The organism is Paenibacillus endophyticus, assembly GCF_014192395.1.
In the GTDB taxonomy this organism is placed as follows: domain Bacteria; phylum Bacillota; class Bacilli; order Paenibacillales; family Paenibacillaceae; genus Pristimantibacillus; species Pristimantibacillus endophyticus.
Genome location: NZ_JACHXW010000015.1, coordinates 99,975 through 121,278 on the forward strand (window position 1 = coordinate 99,975; position 21,304 = coordinate 121,278).

Below are 21,304 nucleotides of genomic sequence, written 5' to 3' on the forward strand. Positions count from 1 at the left end.
CTCCGAGGAGGAAGCAGCATGCCCAATTTTCCATACGAAATTATGCATGATCGCCAAGACGCGCTTGAGCGTCTGGAGCTGTGCATTCGATGGGGACAATACGACATTCATGTGCTCCGCTTCCATTTAACGCAGTTTCCTCCCGGACGAGTTATCGGGTTCCACAAGCATGCCGAGTATGAATTTCATTTCATCCCGCAGGGCAAAGGAAAGGTCATACTGATTGACCAGGAATTCGCTTTGAAGCCCGGCATGCTTTATTTGACCGGACCAGACATAATGCATTACCAGGAAGCAGATGCCTTCGAGGCAATGGATGAGCTATGCTTGCATGTCGATATTATCGACAGGAATCTGGATCATCCGGACACGGATTCCCATTCGTATGATGAGTGGGAAGCTGCTGAAGCCCGCGACTGCATCGAGAAGCTTAGGATGCTTCCGCTCTATCCGACTGCGGACCTGCACCAAGCCATGCCCCGCTTTCTGGAAGCCTATCAGGCATGCAACGACAATTTCGTCGGAAGCTATACAACCATTAAGCAAACCGTCATACAAATTCTTCTGAGAGCCGTACGCGCTTACGATAAGGCGAGCGAGCAGAAGCAGTTTCCAACACGCGACATGAAGGCTTACCGGTATCGGCTCGCCTTGGAATACATGTATGCGAACTATGACGGCAGCATTACGCTTGAGGATGTCGCGGACAAGCTCAACTTAAGTTCAAGGCATATTCAAAGGCTATTCAAGGAGCTTCATCACGGACATACCTTTAGCCGCATACTCGAGGATATTCGATTGGCGGTCGTGTGCCGTGAGCTTCAGGAAAGCGAACAATCCGTTGAGCAGATCGCGAAGCTTGCCGGTTTTGCAGGCGGCAATTACTTACATGCCGTATTTCGCAAGAAATTTGGCCAAACCCCTTCCGAGTACCGGAGGAGCGCACGACCCCCACAACCGCAATGACAACTATTTGGAATTATTAGGAGGCTGCTTAACATGTCCAAAATTTACAAACTCGCTATTATCGGCTGCGGCGGAATTGCCAATGGCAAGCATTTGCCGAGCCTGAAGAAGCTAGACAACGTTGAAATCGTCGCTTTCTGTGATATCGTCGAGCATCGTGCTTTTGAAGCAGCAGGCTTGTATGGTGCCGAAGGCGCTCGTGTATATACGGATTACACCGAACTGCTGAAAGATGAGTCCATCGAAATCGTCCATGTATGTACGCCTAACGATTCGCATGCGGATATTTCCATCGCAGCACTCGAAGCCGGCAAGCATGTTATGAGCGAAAAGCCGATGGCCAAAACCGCTCATGACGCACAGCGCATGGTTGATGCGGCTCGCCGTACAGGCAAGAAGCTTACGGTTGGCTACAACAACCGCTTCCGTCCGGACAGCCAGCATTTGAAGCAGCTTTGCGCTGCCGGCGAACTCGGCGATATTTATTACGCCAAAGCACATGCGATTCGTCGCCGTGCCGTACCGACTTGGGGCGTATTCCTCGATGAAGAGAAACAAGGCGGCGGCCCGCTAATCGATATCGGAACCCATGCTTTGGATTTGACGCTTTGGATGCTCGACAACTACAAGCCGAAGGTTGTACTCGGTACGTCCTACCATAAGCTTTCTCAGAAGGAGAATGCCGCTAACGCTTGGGGACCTTGGGATCCTGCCAAATTCACGGTTGAAGATTCCGCATTCGGGATGATCGTCATGGAGAACGGCGCGACAATCGTATTGGAATCCAGCTGGGCACTCAACACGCTTGAGGTTGATGAGGCGAAATGTACACTATCGGGTACTGAAGGCGGAGCGGATATGAAAGACGGACTTCGCGTCAATGGTGAAAAACACAGTCGCTTGTTCACAACGCAAATTGATTTGAAAGCAGGCGGAGTTGCTTTCTTCGATGGCAAAACCGAAAGCGATGCCGATCTTGAAATGAGAATGTGGCTGAAAGCAATCGACGAGGATACCGATCCTGTCGTAACGCCGGAGCAAGCATTCGTCGTTTCTCAAATTCTTGAAGCGATTTATGAATCCTCCAAAACAGGCAAAGCCGTTTATCTATAAGCTGTAAATCAAAAGCTGCGAGGCTTGGTCGAATGACCTGCCTCGCAGCTTTTTTAATGACGCTATTTATGAATTCGGAGTCTGTTTTGCTTGATGTTATCCATAAATTCCGAGTCTGTTTCGCTTGATGCTATCCATAATTCGGAGTCTATTTCGCTTGACGCTATCCATGAATTCGGAGTCTGTTACGTGTTTGCCCACAATTACAACGGCATTGGAGCTGCTGTATGATCGATAAACAAGGCATCCGCCGTTTTCTTGCGTTCGACTATATCTAGAATGCCCTTCGCGGAAATAGCCGCATCGCCTGGAGCCTGATCACCGCCCATATCCGTTCTAATCCAGCCGGGATGCAGCGCATGGACAAGGACGCCCTGCGGCGCCAGCTCGTTTCGAATCTGGGCAGAGAACATATTCAATGCCGACTTGGACATGGCGTAGGAGTAATCCCCGCCATATGCGCCTGCAAAGCTTCCAGCCTCCGAGCTGATGTTGATTACAGTCGGTTTTTCTCCATTAACGAGCAGTGGGAGAAAGTGCTTAAGCACCGCTATCGGACCGAATAAGTTGGTCTGGAACGATTGCTCCAGCTGCTCCAGATTAAGCTCACCGAGCTTTTGTTCCCTGCCAAGCAGAATAGCCGCGCTGTTAATAATCCCGTCAATACCATCGTATCGGCTCGCAACCTGCTCGTATGCATAGCGAACTGACTGTTCATCCGTAACGTCAAGCGGTACAATGGTTACTTTCTCTGGAAAAGCTGAGGCTAGCGCGAGCAGACCTTCCGCAGATGAGCCAGGGCTGCGCACGCCTGCCAGTACATGATGTCCGCGTTCGCAAGCTTCGTTTGCCAGCGCAAGTCCTAATCCTCGGTTCGCCCCTGTAATTAATAGATTCATTCGGTTATTCTCCTCCTATCCATTCACAAGCCATATGCGATGCCCTGTTGATCAGCATCATTCGTTCTTATCGTTCTCCAACAATTCAAGCATCACCTTCAGCTGCTTGAACGAATCCATATAGGCGTAGCGCCCGCCGGTATACTCCCCTTTTTGCACAAGGGCCATGCCGTTTTTCTCCATGAGAGCTACCTTATCCTTCATGCCGTCAATCACGAAGGCAATGTGATGCGGGCCTTCACCATGCGTATCTAGATGCTCTCTCCACGTGCTTGGATGCTTATCCGGCTCGATAAGCTCAAGCTGCAGCGCTCCCATATCGAAAAAAGCAAGCTTCGCGCGGGCAACCGACGAATCCCCTTTGTATTCGGTTTGCGCTTTGTCTACCGTATCCGTCCAGAACCAATCCGGCTTCTCCACGCCAAAAAAATCGGCATACGCCTGAGAGGTTTCGTCAATGTCATTCACCAGCAAGCCAATCTGTGTAACCGTTCGAGTTCCAAGTACATTTTTGTCCACGTTTATCTTCCCCTTATCGGTTATCGTAATCGTTCTTGAACGTTGCACATGCGTGATCTACACTACAGCTTGCTTACGCTACATGACGATCCCCCCTCTCACGTCATTTCATATCGCTTGTAATCTACTTATCCGTGCTGCGTCCTTATGCTGCCAGCTAATCAATCGCGATGCTTTGGCAGGACTCCCTTACAACCAAGGCCGTACCAGCTGTCGCTTGTTTGGTGGAGGTCGAACCATGCTCGATGGCTGCGATTAACGTTTTCGTCAATTGATCCATCATGCCTGCAAAATCAATTCGAATCGTCGTTAAGGCAGGACGATGGTGCTCACTTCGAAAATGATCATCGAAGCCGATCACGGATATGTGCTGCGGAACCCGAAATCCTGCTTCCTTCAACGCCCGAATTGCTCCGAATGCGACACTGTCATTCGCTGCAAATAGCGCGGAAGGCAGTTCTCGATCTACCTTCAAAAAATCTTTGATCGCCTTATAACCGCTTGACTCATTGAAGTCGCCGGGCAGCATCCATTCCGGATTCATCTCAAGCTTGTGCCTCGCCATCGCGCGCTGAAAGCCGTGCAGCTTGGACGGTCCTGAATATCTGTTCATATCACCGTTAATGATGCCGATTTGGCGATGCCCCAAAGAAACCAAATAATCAACCGCTTGGCCAACGCCCGTTTCATTGTCAAAATTAAACACTAGCCGATTCGGCATTTCCCGGCCAGGCAGATGCTGATCAACAATCGCAACGATAAAGCCTTCCTCGATCAGCTCCTCAATCAATGGCTCCTGGTTGGCGGCACCAATGAAAATACCTCCATCGATCCTTCGCTGGTAGAAGCTTTCCTTAATTGTACGAATCTCCTCTTTTTCGCTTACATCCCTCACGATATGCGTCAGTACGTAATAGCCTTGAGAAGAAGCGCTTTCAATGATTCGCGCAAGCAACAAGCTCGAAATGCTGTCGCCTGACACACGCCCCGAATCGATCATGAACAATCCAATCGTTCGAGTCCGCTTGCCTGCCAGCACCTGTGCCGATAAATTCGGATAATAATTGTACTGCTGAATAACCTGCATGACCTTTTGCTTGGTATGTTCAGGTACGTTGGCATAATTGTTAATAACCCTGCTTACCGTGCTTCTTGATACGCCAGCCAGCTTCGCAATTTCCGTACTGTTTATTTCTTTAGTCAATCCCATACCCCCGACTGTGAACACGCGTTTATGCGCATATGGTACCAATGATAGCCACGTCTGTCAATTAATAATTTGAATGATGCTTCTTGACCAATGCTGCTGGATGAACACAAAAAAGACTGAACGCGTACGTCCAGTCTCTTGCTCTTGTCCTGCTCTTGTCCTGCTCTTGTCTTGCTCTTGTCCCGCTCTTGTCCTGCTCTTGTCTCGCTCTTGTCCCGCTCTTATTCTGCTCTTGTCCCGTTATCTTGTTTCTCTGTGCACCGTCACGCGTTTGAGTCGCGGGCTGTATTTTTTAACCTCCAGCCGCTCCGGTGTCGTTCTTTTGTTTTTGGTCGTCGTATAGTTACGGTCACCCGATTCCGTACAAGCAAGCGTAATAATTACTCTCAATGCATTCACCTCCTGCCAAATATTATCCATTTTTTCGCGTCCATACTGCGCGCCTGATCTAGTTAAGCAAGGACTCGAGTTGCTCAGTCGCAGCATTTGGAAAGTCATCCTGAAACGAATCCCAGTCCAGTTCAAGCTCTCCGTCGCTGAGCAAGCAGCTGTCCAGGGAGTCAACCAGCTTCGTACGATCCATTTCGATTCCGATAAAGACCACTTTATTGATCCGGTCCCCATATTCCTCATGCCAAAGCTCTGCAAGTTCAGGGTCCTCCTGCAGCACTGCTGCCCTCTCCTCGTCAGAAAGTGCTGCTGCCCACTGCCCTGCAGGACCGAATTGAATGGACGGTCCCGCTTGGCTTAGGCTCTGGGCGTAATCATTTCGCGTAGCCAGCCATACCATGCCCTTGGCCCGGATAACCTCCTCCGGCCATTCCTCCATCCATTCCATAAGCCGCTGCGGATGAAAGGGCTTTGTACGCTCGTACACGAATGATGCTATTCCGTATTCCTCCGTCTCTGGCGTATGTGCAGGAGCTGCCATCTCCTTCATCCACCCAGCGGATTGACTCGCTTCCTCAAAGTCGAACAAGCCGGTATTTAAAATCGCTTTTGGGTCAATCTCGCCTCTTGAGGTGCGAATGAGCTTCGCCCGGGGCTGCAGTGTCCGAAGGACGCCCTCCAGCTCGGTCAGCTCCTCCTCGTCAACCAAATCGCATTTGTTCAGAACGAGGACATCACAAAACTCGATTTGATCAATAAGCAGATCAACGACCTCGCGCGTATCATCCTCACCTACAGCTTGGCTTCGCTCCAGCAGCGTCTCCCCGGATGAATAATCATGCCAGAACCTGTAGGCGTCTACGACCGTAACCATACAATCCAGTTTGCAGAATTGCGTCAAATCGATACCCTGCTCCTCGTCAATATACGAGAAGGTTTGCGCCACGGGTACCGGCTCGCCTACGCCAGTCGATTCAATGAGGATATAATCGAATCGATTTTCCTTGGCAAGCTTTTCAACCTCCATCAGCAAATCCTCTCGGAGTGTGCAGCATATACAGCCATTGGACATCTCCACCAGCTTCTCTTCCGTTCTGGATAATCCACCGCCATCTTTTATGAGAGCGGCGTCTACGTTTAACTCGCTTAGATCGTTTACGATAACAGCAACCCGAAGGCCATCGCGGTTATGAAGCACATGATTCATTATTGTCGTTTTTCCAGCACCCAAATAACCGCTTAATACCGTTACTGGAATTTTGTTTGTAGTCATGAAGCACCTCTTTTTCTATTCCATTCTGCATGCATTTAAACGTTATAATTACGATTAAACACCAATAAAAAAGCTGATCAAGTCAGCTAATAGTAATCATTACGTTTTTAATTAGTATAACAGCCACTGTTGCATCGGTCAAGATCGAAATGATTACTATTAACAAAAACTGCGCATGATGGCTCATGAACGATCAATTATGCTCCTGCTGCTATTGAAAGAAAACTTGGATATGCAACAGCGCCAGAAACACGGTCAATGCCATTTTCCCCGTGTGTCGCATCATTATTGATCCGGAAAGATGTCGTTCTTAGCAAAAAGCTTCCACAGCTGCTCGGCCATATAGGATGTCGCATGCGGCATTTGATGCTGAATCCACCATTCCACAATACCGACGAAAGCCGATGCCATAAACTGTGCTTTCAGCTCATTGTCGATATCGGATTGCGGCTCTTGCTTGCGGAGCTTCTCTTTCACGTTCGCTGATATGAACGCAAGCAGCCGCGCTCGGAATACGGTTGTTCTCTGATTGGAAAGCATGGCGGAGAAGAACATGTAATGATTCTCGAAATAAACGAATACGGGCAGCAGATCACTGATCAGCGTTCCATCCCCCGCTTTTGTCTCATTGGCACTGCAAAAAGTAATTAATTTGTTTAAGTGCTCCTCAATGCTTTTATCAAGCAAATCGTATTTGTCGCTATAGTGCAGATAAACGGTTCCTCTATTTACATTCGCCCGTTCCGAAATATCATTGATCGTAATTTGCTCCAGCTCTTTTTCCGAAAAAAGCTCCAAAAACGCCTTGTTTATAGCCTCCTTCGTTTTTACAACCCGCCTGTCCAACTTAGGTGCGATTACCATGGATACTGACCTCCCGTTTTAATAAACACTTTCATTCCTTATGTTGATTATGAAACAAAAGCGATCACAATAGCGATTGAACTCTCCTTGTATCTCTTTATAATAATAATCAACGAGCGTCAATTAATCAACGTTCGTTGAAAAAGATATCTACAACATCTATTTAAGGAGAGATAAGAATGGAACATGTACAGCCTAAGGTCGTTATCATTACAGGTGCATCCAGCGGGATAGGGGAAGCAACAGCCAAGCTATTAGCCCAACAAGGAGCAAAGGTGGTATTGGCCGCAAGAAGAGAGGAACGTCTGAAAACGATTGTGAACGAAATTAAACAAGACGGCGGTGAGGCCGTTTGTATACAAGCAGACGTTGTTTCCTCCGAGGATATGCAGAAGCTGGCACAATTCGCATTGGATCAGTACGGACGTATCGACGTGCTCGTAAATAATGCCGGAGTTATGCCTGTTTCACGGCTCAATGAGCTAAGAGTAGTGGAATGGACCCAGATGATCGATGTGAACATTAAAGGCGTGCTGCATGGCATTGCGGCGGTTCTGCCGACGATGCGCGAACAGCAATCAGGCCACATTATTAACGTCTCATCCGTTGCGGGCCATGAGGTTCATCCAACCTCTGCCGTATACAGCGCGACCAAATTTGCGGTTAGAGCGATTTCGGAAGGGCTGCGCGTTGAAGAATCGCCTTCCTCCCGTATTCGTTCGACCATCATCTCGCCAGGCATAACGGAATCAGAACTGCTTCAAACCATAAAAAGCCCTGAGGTACAAGCTATGGCGAGCCATTTCACCGCACTCAGCATTTCTCCCTATCGTATCGCTGGTGCCATCGCCTATGCCATCAATGAGCCCGAAGATACCGGAATCAATGAAATTATCATAAGGCCGACTTTGCAGCCTTAATCCAGAACGTATGATCGAGAGCATATGATTCAGGTCTCAACCATCGCAGATAACCAGACATATGAAGATGATACAGCTCGGCATGCCATCCTTTAGACTGAACTGTTGCAAGACTCAAGCGGGCTGCTGTGAATACTGAAGGCTGTCGATTGCCGACAGCCTTCATTTTTTTTCATAACACTGAGCAAACGAGAAACGGCTTGATCTGAATTCACTTTTCCTATGTAAGAGCCATACAGATCTTTAATATCCAAAGTAAAATCGTCTTTGAAAATTCCGTAACCACGTGTTCATGCCACCTTAATATTAATTAGATTCATAACCGTTATACGTCTCTGCGATTCTGCGTTATTCTTTTGGCTTGGCGAGGCTTGCTCTTGCCGCATGCCTTATTTGTTTTGCATTTTTTATATTCGCTGCACCTAATAAAATGTGCAATATAGCTTCCGGTGTATTCTCGTTTTGGGATAATGAAAGCCATACTTTCGGCTCATTCGTCTCCAAAAGAAAATAAAATTGTTCGTTCGTCAAATCAGCACGGCTAGCTAGTTTAGCATGATCCAGAACGATCATAAGCCGTTGCAATTCAACGGAATGGCTATTTTGTTGGATCGCTGATTCCAGCAATGATCTTTTCTCCAGCGATGAAGGATTTTTATAAATCAGGGTTTCCAGCATCCACCTGTTACCGCAAAACTTATTTAGCAGTGAAGCCATTGGATCTATTCCAAAACATTCTATCGTGTACATATCAATCGCTAACGTCAGCAAAGCTTCATCTACCAGCTCTGCCAATCTCCACATCACTTGATGCTCTTGTCTGGTGTGGCCTAATGCCATGATGGCTATCTTCCGATCAATAAGGTCCATGACAATAGGTTTGGGAAGTGACCCGCCATAGCTTAAAGACAGTTTACTCCAAATCTCATCCTCGACATCCGTATGCTTAACTGCGTTGTAAACCTCGAACAGCCTATTTTCTGTTAATTCCGATGCAACGTACTCATCCTTTAAAATATGATCGATAAAAGAATCCATCATTGTTCTTTTCACCTCAACCATCGAGCCGCTTGCTCGTGTGATGTTCAATCATGCTCTTCCAAATCAATATAACACGCCTTCACTCCTCTGTAACTTTTTGGATAAAAACTCGTCTTATAAAGTAATGACAATTCAATTTTTTGTTAGGAGGTGCTGCTGAATATGAAGCTTTGGCAATCCATTCTGCTGCTTGGGATGCTTACGGCGTGTTCTGGCAGATCTGATCCTTTTTATGATGAGAATGCAGGATATAAACCATCCACTGTAAACAATGATTTTATTGTCCCCTTGCAAGCTGAGTCTGAGGAAACAAAGTTCAGTAACCCCAACATTCTAAAGGGATTGAAATATAATCTCAAAGACGTTGGAGGATTGCAGGGGTTATATCCGCCGATGCACTATTTCGAGGAGCTAGAGAGGCTCGGTTGGATGGAGCAGAAGGAAGAACGGATGGGGCATGCCCATTTCTTTAAGAAGGAAACAACTGTAATGTCTGTCATCGTCAAAGAAGATTTCTTTCACGTTTATGAAATGAAGAAAACGAAGCAAAAGTAACATCCTGCTAATAGAAAAAGAGCTGCATGCAGGCAATGACCGCAGGCAGCTCTCTATATTCAAATGGACAGCTCCTTATTCTACTCGTACCGCATTCTTCTGCGCCAGCAGCGAAAGCTCCGCCGCTTTAAACGTATGCTCCTGAGTCATCGCATTTTCCGTGCCGTTCAAGCAATCCAGAATGAGCTGGCCAAAATAGGGAAAGCCGACCTTGCCGCCTAGCTTCATATGCTGCTCGCCGTCTCCATTCACCAAATACAGCTGGTCACCCTCCGCTTCCCGTGCGATATCGATATACTTGCGCATCTCAATATAACCTTCGGTTCCGAGGATAAGCGTACGCCCGTCTCCCCAAGTGCCAAGCCCGTTCGGCGTGAGCCAATCGACGCGGAAGTATCCGGTTGCCCCGTTATCTCCAACTACGTTCATGTCTCCGAAATCCTCGAGCTCCGGATATTCCTTGTTGGCATAATTGGCAACCTTGCTGTTCACGACCGAAGCATTCTGGTTGCCCGTGTAATACAAGAACTGCTCGATTTGATGAGAGCCGATATCGCAAATAATGCCGCCATACTTTTCCTTCTCGAAAAACCAAGCCGGACGGGCTCCCGCATTCAAGCGATGCGGCCCAAGCCCAAGCACTTGAACAACACGCCCGATCGCTCCCTGCTCAATTAGTTGGCCAGCAAATACAGCGCTCTCCACATGCAGCCTTTCACTGTAGTAGACGGCATATTTCTTGCCTGTCTCTGAATAAGCTGTACGCGCATCCCCCAGCTGCTCAAGTGTCGTAAACGGTGCTTTATCCGTGAAATAATGTTTCCCGCTGCGCATTACGCGTATGCCAAGCGGCCCGCGTTCCGAAGTGATAGCGGCTGCAGCCACCAATTGCACCTCCGGATCGGAGAGGACCTGCTCCTCCGATGCCGCAGCTCTCGCTTGAGGGTATTGACGGATAAATGCCTCCACTCTTGCAGGATCGGGATCGTACACCCATTTCAATGCTGCACCTGCTTCGATAAGTCCATTGCACATGCCATAAATATGCCCGTGATCAAGACTCACCGCAGAAATAATGAATTGTCCATTCTCCACTACTTTGTTCGGTTTTCCTTTAGGCGCATATTTCATGCCGTCTGCTTTGCTCATTTGCTTACTGCCTCCTTCTGAAAGGAAGAATTCGCGATTCGATCCTGCAGATGCTGATAGAACAGCTCCTCGTCAATCGGCAGGTCGACCCAGTTATCCGTCCACGTGGAGAGAAGCATCGCATTAGAGAGCATAAGTCCTTTGATGCCCTCTTCGCCAGGCGCGATCAGCGGCTCATCGAACAGAATCGCATTCACGAAGTTTTGCGTAATGCCTTTATGATCCGGGTAGCTGCCTTGCACCGGAATTTCGCATTTCCAGCATTCCGGCTGTCCGAAGCCACCTTTATACTCTTTATTGAATTCCGGCTCCGGCACGCGAAGACGCCAGAACGTTAATTCGTTGTTTTCAATGACGACCTTGCCGCGGTCACCGCTGATTTCAAGCCGGTTCGTACCTGGAGCTTCGCCCGTCGTTGTTACGAACACGCCGGTAGCACCATTCTCATATTCGACGAAAGCCGTCACATCATCCTCAACCTCGATATTGCGATGCTTACCGAAATAACAAAAGGCACGAACGCGCTTCGGCATCATGCTAATCGTCCATTGCCACAAGTCAAGCTGATGCGGATCTTGGTTAAGCAGTACGCCTCCGCCTTCACCGGCCCAGGTAGCCCGCCAAGTCCCTGAGTCATAGTAGCTTTGAGAGCGATACCAATTCGTAATAATCCAATTCGTTCTTCTAATTTCCCCTAACTCGCCTGCATCAATCATATCTTTGAGTTTCACATATAGCGGATTCGTCCGTTGATTATACATCATGCTGAACTTCACGTTCGCTTTACTGCCCGCCTCATTCATTTCGCGAACCTGCTTCGTGTATACGCCAGCCGGCTTCTCGCAAAGGACATGAAGCCCGCGCTCGAAGCAGGCGATTGCAAGCTCTGGATGCGAGAAATGCGGAGTAGCGATGAGAACGCCGTCCACCAGGCCAGAATCCATCATTTTGAGAGGATCTAGATACAAACCAACTTGATCGCCAAGCTTTTCTTTGGCCCACGCAAGATTTGCTTCGATCGCGTCACTGACAGCCGTTACTTCTACGCCGCTCACTTCACCATTGACTAAATAATGGATATGCCCTTTCCCCATATTGCCAAGCCCAATAATTCCCAAACGAACGATCTGCATCCGGATGCCGCCCCTTTATTATAAAATGAATGGTTGCGCTTACTGCTTACTGTTACTTGCCTTTATAGTATCACTTTGCGATCCGCTCGACTTCATTCGCATTATCCTGTTTGTTATTTTATTTGACTGTGGTTGGTGTATAATGATGTTATTTACGAGGGGAGTGACAGGATGAGCATCCAGCACCAGATTAGCGTACCGTTCACGATGGGCACCAGCTCGGATTATAATGCCCATGTTGCGTATCACACCCATTTTCATTATGAAGTCTATTATTTCCATAGCGGAAAAGTGAACTATCTTATAAATGACCGTATCTATGTGCTTGAGCCTGGTGACCTGCTGCTTATGCACGGCATGACGCTTCATCGTGCCCATGTTGACCCCGAGGTGAAGTACCATCGCTCCACGCTGCACTTTGATCCTTTTTATTTCAAACAATTCATTCAGCCGCCCTTTGCTGCCGATCTGCTCGAGCCGTTCCGCAAGCTGCAAAATGTTAGGCTTCAGCTGCGCGGGTCAGAGAAAACGGAGGTCGAAGCGGTTATGAATCGGTTAGAGCTGCATTATGCGCGGAAGGATTCCTTCTCAACCCAACGCTTTCAAGCGCAGCTGCTCGATTTCATGATTCTAATCAATCAGCTGTGTCAGAAGCCGATGAAGGAAAAGTCTACTTTCCCGTCATCCAAGCAGCTGCATGTCCAAACGATTATATCTTATCTAGACAGCCATTATCAGGAAGAAATTACGCTGGAGAGCATTCAAACGGAGCTTCATCTCAGCAAGTTTTATTTGGCAAAAACATTCAAAGAGGTTACAGGCAGTACGATCTTTCAATTTCTGATGCAGCGAAGAATCTATCAAGCCAAAATCGAGCTGATTGACGGCGACCAGTCCATTACCGATGTCGGTTACGAGGTCGGCTTTAAGCATCCTTCGCATTTCAGCCGCGCTTTCAAGCTTCATACCGACCTCACGCCTGAGCAGTATCGCAAGCAGAATCAACTCCATACTGTGCCTGCCGATTAAGCGTTAATTCGAAACCGAGGATTAGCGCTATTGACCCATTTAGTTGATAAGCGTATTATTGATATATCAACTATATAAATAGAGCAGGTGAAGACATTGGAATTAAAACAATCCGTAGGTTACGTAATCAGCAATACAGGACGCCGGCTGAATCAACGGCTGCAGCAGCTTTTTCAACATCACGACGTAACGCCCGAGCAATTTACACTCTTAATGTGTCTGAGTGAGCATGATGGAATTTCCCACAAGGATTTGGCTCAGCGTACCGATAAGGACCCTGCTAACATCACCCGCTTGGTTGATCAGCTTGAGCGCAAAGCTCTCGTTAAGCGAATAGCAAATCCGAACGACCGCCGCTCGCAGCTGATCTATATTACTGACAGCGGTACAAGCTGCGCAATAGAGCTTGCGCCTATAGAAAGAGAGTACGTTCAACAAATGTTAACTGGCATCACTCCGGATGAAATTAAGGCCTTTATGCGCTTTATGGACAAAATCAATCATAATTCTGGCATACAATAATACGCTCAATCTGTAAAACATGGTTGACCAACAGCTGAGAGGGGAACTCGCATTGAATACGAATAAATTATGGAGCGCCGACTTCATCAAAATATGCTTAAGCAGCTTTTTCTTGTTTTTTTCATTCTATACGCTGGCGACGGCTCTTTCGGTTTACGTAACCGATGGACTTGGGGGAACAGGCACGCAGGCCGGCTTGTCGATGACCGTTTTTGTAATAGCTTCCGTGCTGCTTCGGCCATTCGCAGGGCAGTTGATGGCCAAATATGGCGAACGTAAAATCGTGATCTTGTCTTTATTGCTTTTTTTACTTTTCTCAGTCGCTTATTTAGGCGTTTTTGGCTATGCCATGCTGCTGCTCGTTCGTTTTTTTCACGGCGGCACGTTTGCTATCGCAACGACTTCTACAAATACGACGGCAATTGGCATTATTCCAGAGCATCGCAAAGGCGAGGGCATCAGCTATTTCAGCTTGTTCATGAGCCTCGCGATGGTCATTGGACCGTTTGCTGGGCTTACGATTACGACGCATGGCGGTTTTACCGCGATGTTCATATTATGCGCATTATGCTCATTGATCGCCTTTGTGCTCGGAGCTTCAACGAAGCGGCAAAAGGAAGCCCTACACTCAGACTCCGCTAAAAACGATTCCACGGAGACAATCCCGAAAGCAAAGCTGCACTGGCGTGACCTTGTAGAACGGAAAGCTATCCCGATCGCACTTAGCGGCTTTGTCGTCGCCTTTGCGTATAGCGGGTTAGTGACGTTTATGTCCGTTTATACGCAAGAACAGGCACTTGATCAGTATGCGAGCTATTTTTTCGTCTGTTTTGGCATTATGATTGTGCTTCCGCGTCCGATCATCGGGAAATTGCTCGATCGTGTAGGCGAGCATGTAATTGTGTATCCGAGCATTGTCATCTTTACGATTGGCATGCTGATGCTCAGCCAAGCCAGCTCTCCTGCATCGCTGCTCGTGTCTGGCGGCGTCATTGGCCTTGGCTACGGTGCACTGCTCCCCTGCTTTCAGACGATTGCCGTACTTGCAGCACCTGTACACAGAAGAGGCCTCGCTACCGCGACCTTTTACTTACTGTTTGACCTAGGCTATGGAATTGGCTCCTATTCGCTTGGAGCACTCGCATCCGACTACGGCTACCGTTCCATGTATATGCTGTGTGCTGTTATTATCGCCGCTTCTTCTGTTATTTATTTCATGCTTCACCATAAACGCAAACGGATGACGACGAAGGCCGATGCCGAGCAAGCGCTGGGCACATCCGGCTACTGATTCAGCTCGCTTCCTGAATAGGCAACATAATTTCGACGACCGTTCCTACATTTACGACACTGCTTAGCTTCAGAGTGCCTTTATGCGCCTCGATAATTCGCGTGCTGATCATGATACCAAGGCCGGTCCCTTTTTCCTTGGTAGTCACAAAGGGCTCACCTATCTTTTTAATGAGCTCCTCGGGAATACCGGACCCTCCGTCTTTAATTCGGATCAACACATTTCCTTCATCATTAGTAGCAACGGATAGCTGTACCTCTCCGCCATGAGGCATCGCCTCAATAGCATTTTTTATAATGTTGAGGAACACTTGCTTCAGCTGATCGGCATTGCCAAATACGGTAGGTGCAGTGTGATCTAAACAAACCTTAAGCTCCACATTCAACAGAATGGCCTGCGTTTCCAGGATAGAAAGAACGCTGCTGAGGATAGGCACAAGCGGTACATCATGGAACTGGGTGAAGTGGGGCTTAGCTAGCGTCATGAATTCATTCACAATTAACGTGATTCGATCAATTTCATTCGACATAATCGTAAAATAATGCGGGTGCTCCGGGTATCTAGCACTCAGAAGCTGTGTAAAACCTTTTAGCGCAGTCAACGGATTACGGATTTCGTGCGCAACGCCTGCAGCAAGCTGTCCGATCGCAGAGAGCTTTTCGGATCGAATCAGCACCTCCTCCGACCGTTTTCGATCGGTCAGGTCTCGGATTACGCTCAGCATCACGTCCTTGCCCATATAGTTGTTGATCCGAATGCTCGAGAGCTCCACATCCATTTGCCGTCCATCCGGACAAATGATAATTCGCTCTTGGAATGGAGAAGGATCATCCGATGCCATAATTTTTTGCACCGTTTCTACGACCATGTCGTGCTGTGTCGGATGAATAAAATCGAAAATGCTTTTACCGGAAAGCTCGCAATTCTCATCCAGCCCGATAAGCTTCAGAGCAAGCTTGTTGGCGTACACAATGATGCCCTGGTCGCTCAGAACAATCGGCTCAGGAACGAATTTAATCATCTTCTGATAAAGCTTTGCGCTGTCCTTCAGCAGCTTTTCCTTTTCAAGCTTAAAGGTTACGTCCTGCACAGTACCAAGCAATGAAGGCTGTCCGTCCAGCATAATGACGGAGCTGTTCCCTTCCAGAAAGATGATGCTTCCGTCTTTTTTCTTCCCGCTTAATCGCAAGACAAACTGGGTCACTCCGCTAACCATTCCCACGAGCACTTCGTTCTGAATGCGGGAAAGCTCTTCCTTTGGAATAAAGCAGTCTGGTGATAAAGCGAGCAGCTCATCGACTGTATATCCGAATAGTTCTGCCAAATACGGATTGGCATATATGAGATTATATTGTTGCCCTACGAAAACGCCCGCTACGACGTTTTCCATCAAGCTTTTGTATAAATAATCCTTCTCGAACAAGGACTCTTCCATTCGAATTCGGTTGGAGATGTCACGAATGATAAGCTGGACCGAGGGCTTGCCGTCATAGGTAACATTAGCCGCACTGAGCTCCGTTTCAAACGTTTCACCGTTTCGTCGAAGAAGCTTGTAATTCATGAAGACAGTTGGGTTGGCTTCCCTGATTAGGTAGTGTACATTAGGCGTGAACTGCTCCAAATATTCGGAATGAACGAAGCTTTTAATCGGAAGCCCCACAATTTCATCTACGCAATCAACACCAATCATACTTAATAACGAACGATTAGCCAGAACAATACAACCTTCACAATAAATAATGAGACCGTCAGACATCATATGGACCAAATTCTCGTATCTGTCTTCGCTTTCTCTCAACTGCTTGTTCACTTGAATGATCTCCATCTGCCCTAAGCCACCTCATCCAACTAATAACTTTGCTTGATTGTTATTTTCAACATTTCCTGCCCTCTTCCTGCTCCACATTAAGATTTAAAATAAAAAAACATTGCCGTCTGTCAATGTCGTATCTCATTTGCTTGCCATTCTTGTTCACATTCCGATTAACATCGCCTGTAGCTCGGTGCTTTCCTTCAAGAATGTCTTTGATCGTGAACACCACCTTGGTCTTGAAGCTGTTAGCTTCAGATTCGCATAACTAGCGATAGATCCAAGCCCATCTTCGCCGATTCCTCCGAGCTCTCCTGCGTCACTCATCAGGAGATCGATTATTGTCAACGATATTCTGTTCTTCTCGACATGTTTTTATAGCGCAGGAGCCCTGTATACAAAAAAGAAGCTGACTGTAAAGTAGAATTCTCTACTTTACGGTCAGCCTCTATTGGTTTATCGGTGATTAGCCTTCAAGAAGGAGCGCTTCTGGATCTTCAAGCAGAGCCTTAACGGTTACAAGGAAGCGAACGGCTTCGCTGCCGTCTACGATACGGTGATCGTATGACAATGCGATGTACATCATCGGACGGTTTTCCATGCGTACATCGTCAATCGCTACCGGCCGGATTTGAATCTTATGCATACCGAGGATACCAACCTGCGGCGCATTTAGAATCGGAGTCGACAGCAAGGAGCCGAAGACGCCGCCGTTCGTGATGGTGAAGCTTCCGCCTTGCAGATCAGAGATCGCAAGCGTGTTGGATCTTGCCTTTCCAGCAAGCTCAACGATGTTTTTCTCGATTTCAGCGAAGCTTAGACGGTCTGCGTCGCGAACGACTGGAACAACAAGACCTTCCTTAGCCGAAACTGCTATGCCGATATCATAGAATTTTTTGGTAACGATCTCTTCGCCGTCAATCTCTGCGTTAAGCAGCGGGAAAGCTTTAAGCGCTCCAACCACCGCTTTCGTAAAGAATGACATAAAACCAAGGTTCACATCATTTCTCTCAAAAAATGCTTGCTTGCGGCGTTTCCGAAGATCAAGAATCGCAGTCATATCCACTTCGTTGAATGTCGTCAGCATGGCTGCCGTACGCTGTGCTTCAACCAGACGGTTTGCAATCGTAACCCGGCGGCGCGACATCCGTTTGCGTTCAGTCGGCTTGCCTTCTTTGCCTGCGCTTGCTGGCTCGGCAGCTTGCGTAAGCGGAGCTGATTTGACAGGTGTCGCTACTGCAGGAGCTTGTCCTTGCGGCTGCGAAAGATCAATGCCTTGCTCACGGGCACGTTTGCGTGCTGCCGGCGATGCGTTGATCGCTGCCGCGCTGTCGCTGGCAGGAGCAGCCGCTTGCGCAGCTGGTGCTGCAACTGGCGCTGCTGCTTGTGCCGCTGGAGGTGTTGGAGCTGCAACCGCAGCTTTCTCTACCGCAGGAGCTGCTGGCGCGGAGGCGCCAGCTCCTTCGCCGATCGATCCAATTGCTTCGCCTACTAATACAACATCTCCGTCTTGCTTCGCGATACGGGATACAACGCCGCTGTTATCAGCGCTAATCTCGATGTTTACTTTATCGGTTTCAAGCTCCAGCAGGACATCTCCTTGATTGACGGAGTCGCCTTCCTTCACGAACCACTTGGTAATCGTGCCCTCTGAAATGGACTCGCCTAATTCTGGTACTATAATTTCAGCCATTAGTCGCTACCCCCTTATCAAACTTGTTTCAACTGGTTTGCCGTTCAAGGCTGTCGAAATAATCCACTTTTGCTCTGCGGCATGCACCTCTTGGTGTCCGCTTGCCGTACTTGAGCGGTCCGGTCTGCCGACGTAACGGACAGCCGCCTTCTTAGGCGCCAATGCGCGCAGCCTTGGCTCCATGAAGCTCCATGAACCCATGTTCTGCGGCTCTTCCTGTACCCACACGATTTCTTCCAGCTTATCGAATTGCTTCACGATACGCTCGATTTCGGCATGTGCGAACGGATACAGCTGCTCTACCCTTGCAACGCGCAGCCATTCGAAATCCTCTGCGTTGGATGAAGCAAGTGCTTCTTCCACATCAATAGCAACCTTACCCGTGCAAAGCAGAAGACGTTTTACCTTATCCTTCTGATCCTTCGATTCCGTCAGGCTAAACTGCGGAAGCACCGGTTTGAATGAGCCTTCGCTGAATTCAGCGCCATGCGACGCAACGCGCGGATTACGGATCAAGCTTTTTGGCGCCATAAGCACGAGCGGGCGAACCTGTTCGGTGCCAAGCGATGCCGCTTGCTTGCGCAGCAAGTGAAAATATTGGGCGGATGATGTCAAGTTCGCAACCGTCCAGTTGTTATCGGCTGAGAGCTGTAGGAATCGCTCTAGCCTTGCGCTTGAATGCTCCGGTCCTTGACCTTCGTAGCCATGCGGCAGCAAAATCGTAATTCCTGATTTCTGCGACCATTTCGCTCGGCCAGCTGAGATAAACTGGTCAAAGATAACCTGTGCGACATTCGCAAAATCTCCGTATTGCGCTTCCCAAATCACGAAGGTTTCTGGAGCGAATACGTTATAGCCATATTCAAAGCCAAGCACTGCCGTTTCAGACAATGGGCTGTTGTGAACCGCAAAGGATGCTTTAGCTTGCGGCAGCATATGAAGCGGCGAGAACTTAGCAGCCGTAGCATTATCATTGAGCATGATATGACGGTGTGCGAATGTTCCGCGCTCTGAATCCTGTCCGCTTAGGCGAATCGGCGTTCCGTCAGCAAGAATCGTGGCGAAAGCAAGCGACTCTGCATGTGCCCAGTCAACCTTTTCACCATCATTCAGGGCTGACGCTCTGCGCTGCAAAATACGCTGCAGCTTCGTATATTCAGTGAAGCCCTCTGGGCGGTTGAGAAGCTCCAGATTAATCTCGCGCAGCGTCTCAAGCGGAACAGCCGTGCGTGCTTCTTCTCCGGATGGAAGCTCCGATTTCCGCTGCTCTCCGCGCAATTTCGGCTCGCCTTCCTTTGCTTTCATCGCATCGTAGGCTGCTTGAAGCTTGCCGTTCGTACGCTGGCGCAGCTCCTCAACTTGCTCCTCAGAGATTGCTTTCGCCGATTTAAGCTGCTCGGAATAAAGCGTGCTTACGGTCGGGTGATTGCGAACCTTCGTGTACATAAGCGGTTGTGTTACTTCTGGATCATCCATTTCATTATGACCGAAGCGGCGGTAGCCGATCAAATCAATAACAAAACCTTTATTATAACGCAGACGATATTCGCATGCGAGACGAACTGCAGCCAAGCATGCTTCCGGCTCATCCGCGTTGACGTGAACGATCGGAATGTCAAAGCCCTTCGCAAGATCACTTGCATAATGCGTGGAACGCGAATCAATGCTGTTCGTTGTGAAGCCTAGTCGGTTGTTGGCAATGATGTGCAGTGTGCCGCCGTTATGGTAGCCTTGCAGCTTATTGAAGTTAAGCGTCTCCGCTACGATACCTTCTCCGATGAAAGCAGCGTCGCCATGTACGCAAATGGTAACGGCTTTGGATGAATCCTGCTTCGGCATCCCCGGCTTGCTTCTATCCTCTTGAGCTGCTCGTGTGAAGCCTTCAACTACAGGATTAACAAACTCCAGATGGCTCGGGTTGTTCGCAAGCGTAAGGTTGGCACGAATCGTTTCGCCTTCCTTAATCGCGCGATCTGCACCCAGATGGTATTTCACATCGCCCGTCCAGCCATAGTTGAGACCCATCGAGCCTTCGGATGGAATAAGCTCTTTGTTAGGGGCATGATGAAACTCGGAGAAGATTTTCTCATACGGCTTGCCGAGTACATGCGTAAGTACGTTTAGACGGCCGCGGTGAGCCATTCCCATTAGAATATTGTTCGCACCGTCATGCGCGACGGCACGGACGATCTCATCCAACACGGGCACGAGCATATCCACGCCCTCTATCGAGAAACGCTTCTGACCGACGAATGTCCGGTGCAAGAAATTCTCGAAATATTCGACTTCCAATAGACGCTCAAGCAACGCCGAACGTTCTCTTGCCGACAACGGCGCCGGGAAGCTACCCGATTCCGCTTGCTTATTCAGCCAGTTCCGCTCATTCTCGTCATGGATATGTGTAAATTCATAAGCAGCCGAGCGTGTATAAATTTCTCTTAGACGGCTGATTGCCTCCCACCCGTTCGAGATCGATGCAGGTGCATTGTCCCAAATAAGCGAAGCAGGTATAGAAGCCAAATCTGCTTGCGTAAGGCCAAAGGTTTCTGGTTCAAGCAGCTTCGTATCCGCTGCCGGACTAAAACCAAGGGGGTCGATATCCGCAGCTAAATGGCCGTATCTGCGAATGTTCAGCATAAGCTGATGCGCAGCGACAACCTTCTTCAACATATTTGAATCAATCGGTCCAGGTGCTGCACTTGATGCAGCCTGTTGCTCGCTTGGCTTTGCTGTATTAGCAGCGGCTCCTATCGATACTGCCGGAGGTGCTCCAAAACGTTCAAAAAGCTCACGAACCGTTGCTTCAACGGCATCAGGCTCTGTTAAAAAACGTTCGTATTGCTCCTGCACATACCCAAGGTTGGGTCCATAGTAGCTTTGCCAAGGCGAATAATTACGCTCATCATGGTTGCTCATTGCAGAAAATT

19 protein-coding genes are annotated in these 21,304 nt (G+C 48.4%); 7 read left to right on the top strand and 12 right to left on the bottom strand.

Translation table 11 applies throughout. The annotated features are described in order from the left end of the window. The first annotated feature begins 18 nt into the window (after nucleotides 1–18). Nucleotides 19–966 (top strand): AraC family transcriptional regulator, encoded by a 948-nt coding sequence (locus FHS16_RS21405; RefSeq protein WP_183567493.1) that lies wholly within the window; start codon nucleotides 19–21, stop codon nucleotides 964–966. A 33-nt stretch (nucleotides 967–999) separates the two neighbouring features. After that, entirely contained in the window at nucleotides 1,000–2,079 is a 1,080-nt protein-coding gene (locus FHS16_RS21410) for a Gfo/Idh/MocA family protein (protein WP_183567496.1), read from the top strand. 203 nt (nucleotides 2,080–2,282) lie between these two features. On the opposite strand, the gene FHS16_RS21415 is transcribed toward FHS16_RS21410, so the two are convergent. The 6 genes from FHS16_RS21415 to FHS16_RS21440 all read right to left on the bottom strand — a co-directional run bounded on the left by FHS16_RS21415 (nucleotide 2,283) and on the right by FHS16_RS21440 (nucleotide 7,234). After that, on the bottom strand, nucleotides 2,283–2,978 hold the full coding sequence (locus FHS16_RS21415; protein WP_183567499.1) for an SDR family oxidoreductase: 696 nt from the start codon (nucleotides 2,976–2,978) through the stop codon (nucleotides 2,283–2,285). A 57-nt stretch (nucleotides 2,979–3,035) separates the two neighbouring features. Further along, nucleotides 3,036–3,497: a VOC family protein gene (locus tag FHS16_RS21420; protein ID WP_183567502.1), complete on the bottom strand. Its 462-nt coding sequence runs from the start codon at nucleotides 3,495–3,497 to the stop codon at nucleotides 3,036–3,038. A 157-nt stretch (nucleotides 3,498–3,654) separates the two neighbouring features. After that, a complete protein-coding gene (locus tag FHS16_RS21425) occupies nucleotides 3,655–4,701 on the bottom strand; it encodes a LacI family DNA-binding transcriptional regulator (protein WP_183567505.1) in 1,047 nt (348 codons plus the stop codon). A 246-nt stretch (nucleotides 4,702–4,947) separates the two neighbouring features. Continuing rightward, nucleotides 4,948–5,097 carry a 50S ribosomal protein L33 gene (gene rpmG, locus FHS16_RS21430; RefSeq protein WP_138752655.1) on the bottom strand — a complete coding sequence of 50 codons (150 nt, stop codon included), beginning with the start codon at nucleotides 5,095–5,097 and terminating at the stop codon, nucleotides 4,948–4,950. A 58-nt stretch (nucleotides 5,098–5,155) separates the two neighbouring features. Beyond that, on the bottom strand, nucleotides 5,156–6,370 hold the full coding sequence (locus FHS16_RS21435; protein ID WP_183567508.1) for a GTP-binding protein: 1,215 nt from the start codon (nucleotides 6,368–6,370) through the stop codon (nucleotides 5,156–5,158). Nucleotides 6,371–6,655: 285 nt separating this feature from the next. Next, complete coding sequence (locus FHS16_RS21440) at nucleotides 6,656–7,234, bottom strand: TetR/AcrR family transcriptional regulator (RefSeq protein WP_221226435.1); 579 nt, start codon at nucleotides 7,232–7,234, stop codon at nucleotides 6,656–6,658. A 179-nt stretch (nucleotides 7,235–7,413) separates the two neighbouring features. On the opposite strand from FHS16_RS21440, the gene FHS16_RS21445 reads away from it, so the two are divergent. Continuing rightward, complete coding sequence (locus FHS16_RS21445) at nucleotides 7,414–8,154, top strand: SDR family oxidoreductase (RefSeq protein WP_183567511.1); 741 nt, start codon at nucleotides 7,414–7,416, stop codon at nucleotides 8,152–8,154. Between the two features lie 348 nt (nucleotides 8,155–8,502). On the opposite strand, the gene FHS16_RS21450 is transcribed toward FHS16_RS21445, so the two are convergent. After that, entirely contained in the window at nucleotides 8,503–9,243 is a 741-nt protein-coding gene (locus FHS16_RS21450; RefSeq protein WP_183567514.1) for a hypothetical protein, read from the bottom strand. 114 nt (nucleotides 9,244–9,357) lie between these two features. On the opposite strand from FHS16_RS21450, the gene FHS16_RS21455 reads away from it, so the two are divergent. Then, on the top strand, nucleotides 9,358–9,750 hold the full coding sequence (locus FHS16_RS21455; RefSeq protein ID WP_183567517.1) for a hypothetical protein: 393 nt from the start codon (nucleotides 9,358–9,360) through the stop codon (nucleotides 9,748–9,750). Between the two features lie 75 nt (nucleotides 9,751–9,825). Here the strand turns inward: FHS16_RS21455 and FHS16_RS21460 are convergent, their stop codons facing one another. Next, the gene (locus FHS16_RS21460; protein WP_183567520.1) at nucleotides 9,826–10,899 is read right to left on the bottom strand and encodes a Gfo/Idh/MocA family protein; all 1,074 of its coding nucleotides are present in this window, start codon (nucleotides 10,897–10,899) and stop codon (nucleotides 9,826–9,828) included. Next, a complete protein-coding gene (locus FHS16_RS21465; protein ID WP_183567523.1) occupies nucleotides 10,896–12,032 on the bottom strand; it encodes a Gfo/Idh/MocA family protein in 1,137 nt (378 codons plus the stop codon). The genes FHS16_RS21460 and FHS16_RS21465 overlap by 4 nt, the downstream gene beginning before the upstream one ends. Nucleotides 12,033–12,203: 171 nt before the next feature. Between FHS16_RS21465 and FHS16_RS21470 the strand changes: the two genes are divergently transcribed. The 3 genes from FHS16_RS21470 to FHS16_RS21480 all read left to right on the top strand — a co-directional run bounded on the left by FHS16_RS21470 (nucleotide 12,204) and on the right by FHS16_RS21480 (nucleotide 14,874). Then, the gene (locus tag FHS16_RS21470) at nucleotides 12,204–13,061 is read left to right on the top strand and encodes a helix-turn-helix transcriptional regulator (protein ID WP_183567524.1); all 858 of its coding nucleotides are present in this window, start codon (nucleotides 12,204–12,206) and stop codon (nucleotides 13,059–13,061) included. A 96-nt stretch (nucleotides 13,062–13,157) separates the two neighbouring features. Continuing rightward, nucleotides 13,158–13,583 carry a MarR family winged helix-turn-helix transcriptional regulator gene (locus FHS16_RS21475; protein ID WP_183567527.1) on the top strand — a complete coding sequence of 142 codons (426 nt, stop codon included), beginning with the start codon at nucleotides 13,158–13,160 and terminating at the stop codon, nucleotides 13,581–13,583. Nucleotides 13,584–13,635: 52 nt separating this feature from the next. Further along, nucleotides 13,636–14,874, top strand: coding sequence for an MFS transporter (locus tag FHS16_RS21480; RefSeq protein WP_183567530.1), 1,239 nt, complete (start codon nucleotides 13,636–13,638; stop codon nucleotides 14,872–14,874). Between the two features lies 1 nt (nucleotide 14,875). Here the strand turns inward: FHS16_RS21480 and FHS16_RS21485 are convergent, their stop codons facing one another. The 3 genes from FHS16_RS21485 to FHS16_RS21495 all read right to left on the bottom strand — a co-directional run bounded on the left by FHS16_RS21485 (nucleotide 14,876) and on the right by FHS16_RS21495 (nucleotide 21,293). Beyond that, nucleotides 14,876–16,699 (bottom strand): PAS domain-containing protein, encoded by a 1,824-nt coding sequence (locus FHS16_RS21485; protein ID WP_183567533.1) that lies wholly within the window; start codon nucleotides 16,697–16,699, stop codon nucleotides 14,876–14,878. A 451-nt stretch (nucleotides 16,700–17,150) separates the two neighbouring features. After that, nucleotides 17,151–18,377, bottom strand: coding sequence for a 2-oxoglutarate dehydrogenase complex dihydrolipoyllysine-residue succinyltransferase (gene odhB / locus FHS16_RS21490; RefSeq protein ID WP_183567536.1), 1,227 nt, complete (start codon nucleotides 18,375–18,377; stop codon nucleotides 17,151–17,153). 6 nt (nucleotides 18,378–18,383) lie between these two features. Further along, nucleotides 18,384–21,293 (bottom strand): 2-oxoglutarate dehydrogenase E1 component, encoded by a 2,910-nt coding sequence (locus FHS16_RS21495; protein WP_183567539.1) that lies wholly within the window; start codon nucleotides 21,291–21,293, stop codon nucleotides 18,384–18,386. Nucleotides 21,294–21,304: the final 11 nt, after the last annotated feature.

Coding starts and splice junctions, on each gene's coding strand:
- FHS16_RS21405 (WP_183567493.1), top strand. CDS start 19: ATGCCCAATTTTCCATACGAAATTATGCATGATCGCCAAGACGCGCTT.
- FHS16_RS21410 (WP_183567496.1), top strand. CDS start 1,000: ATGTCCAAAATTTACAAACTCGCTATTATCGGCTGCGGCGGAATTGCC.
- FHS16_RS21415 (WP_183567499.1), bottom strand. CDS start 2,978: ATGAATCTATTAATTACAGGGGCGAACCGAGGATTAGGACTTGCGCTG.
- FHS16_RS21435 (WP_183567508.1), bottom strand. CDS start 6,370: ATGACTACAAACAAAATTCCAGTAACGGTATTAAGCGGTTATTTGGGT.
- FHS16_RS21440 (WP_221226435.1), bottom strand. CDS start 7,234: ATGGTAATCGCACCTAAGTTGGACAGGCGGGTTGTAAAAACGAAGGAG.
- FHS16_RS21445 (WP_183567511.1), top strand. CDS start 7,414: ATGGAACATGTACAGCCTAAGGTCGTTATCATTACAGGTGCATCCAGC.
- FHS16_RS21455 (WP_183567517.1), top strand. CDS start 9,358: ATGAAGCTTTGGCAATCCATTCTGCTGCTTGGGATGCTTACGGCGTGT.
- FHS16_RS21460 (WP_183567520.1), bottom strand. CDS start 10,899: ATGAGCAAAGCAGACGGCATGAAATATGCGCCTAAAGGAAAACCGAAC.
- FHS16_RS21465 (WP_183567523.1), bottom strand. CDS start 12,032: ATGCAGATCGTTCGTTTGGGAATTATTGGGCTTGGCAATATGGGGAAA.
- FHS16_RS21470 (WP_183567524.1), top strand. CDS start 12,204: ATGAGCATCCAGCACCAGATTAGCGTACCGTTCACGATGGGCACCAGC.
- FHS16_RS21485 (WP_183567533.1), bottom strand. CDS start 16,699: ATGGAGATCATTCAAGTGAACAAGCAGTTGAGAGAAAGCGAAGACAGA.
- odhB (WP_183567536.1), bottom strand. CDS start 18,377: ATGGCTGAAATTATAGTACCAGAATTAGGCGAGTCCATTTCAGAGGGC.
- FHS16_RS21495 (WP_183567539.1), bottom strand. CDS start 21,293: ATGAGCAACCATGATGAGCGTAATTATTCGCCTTGGCAAAGCTACTAT.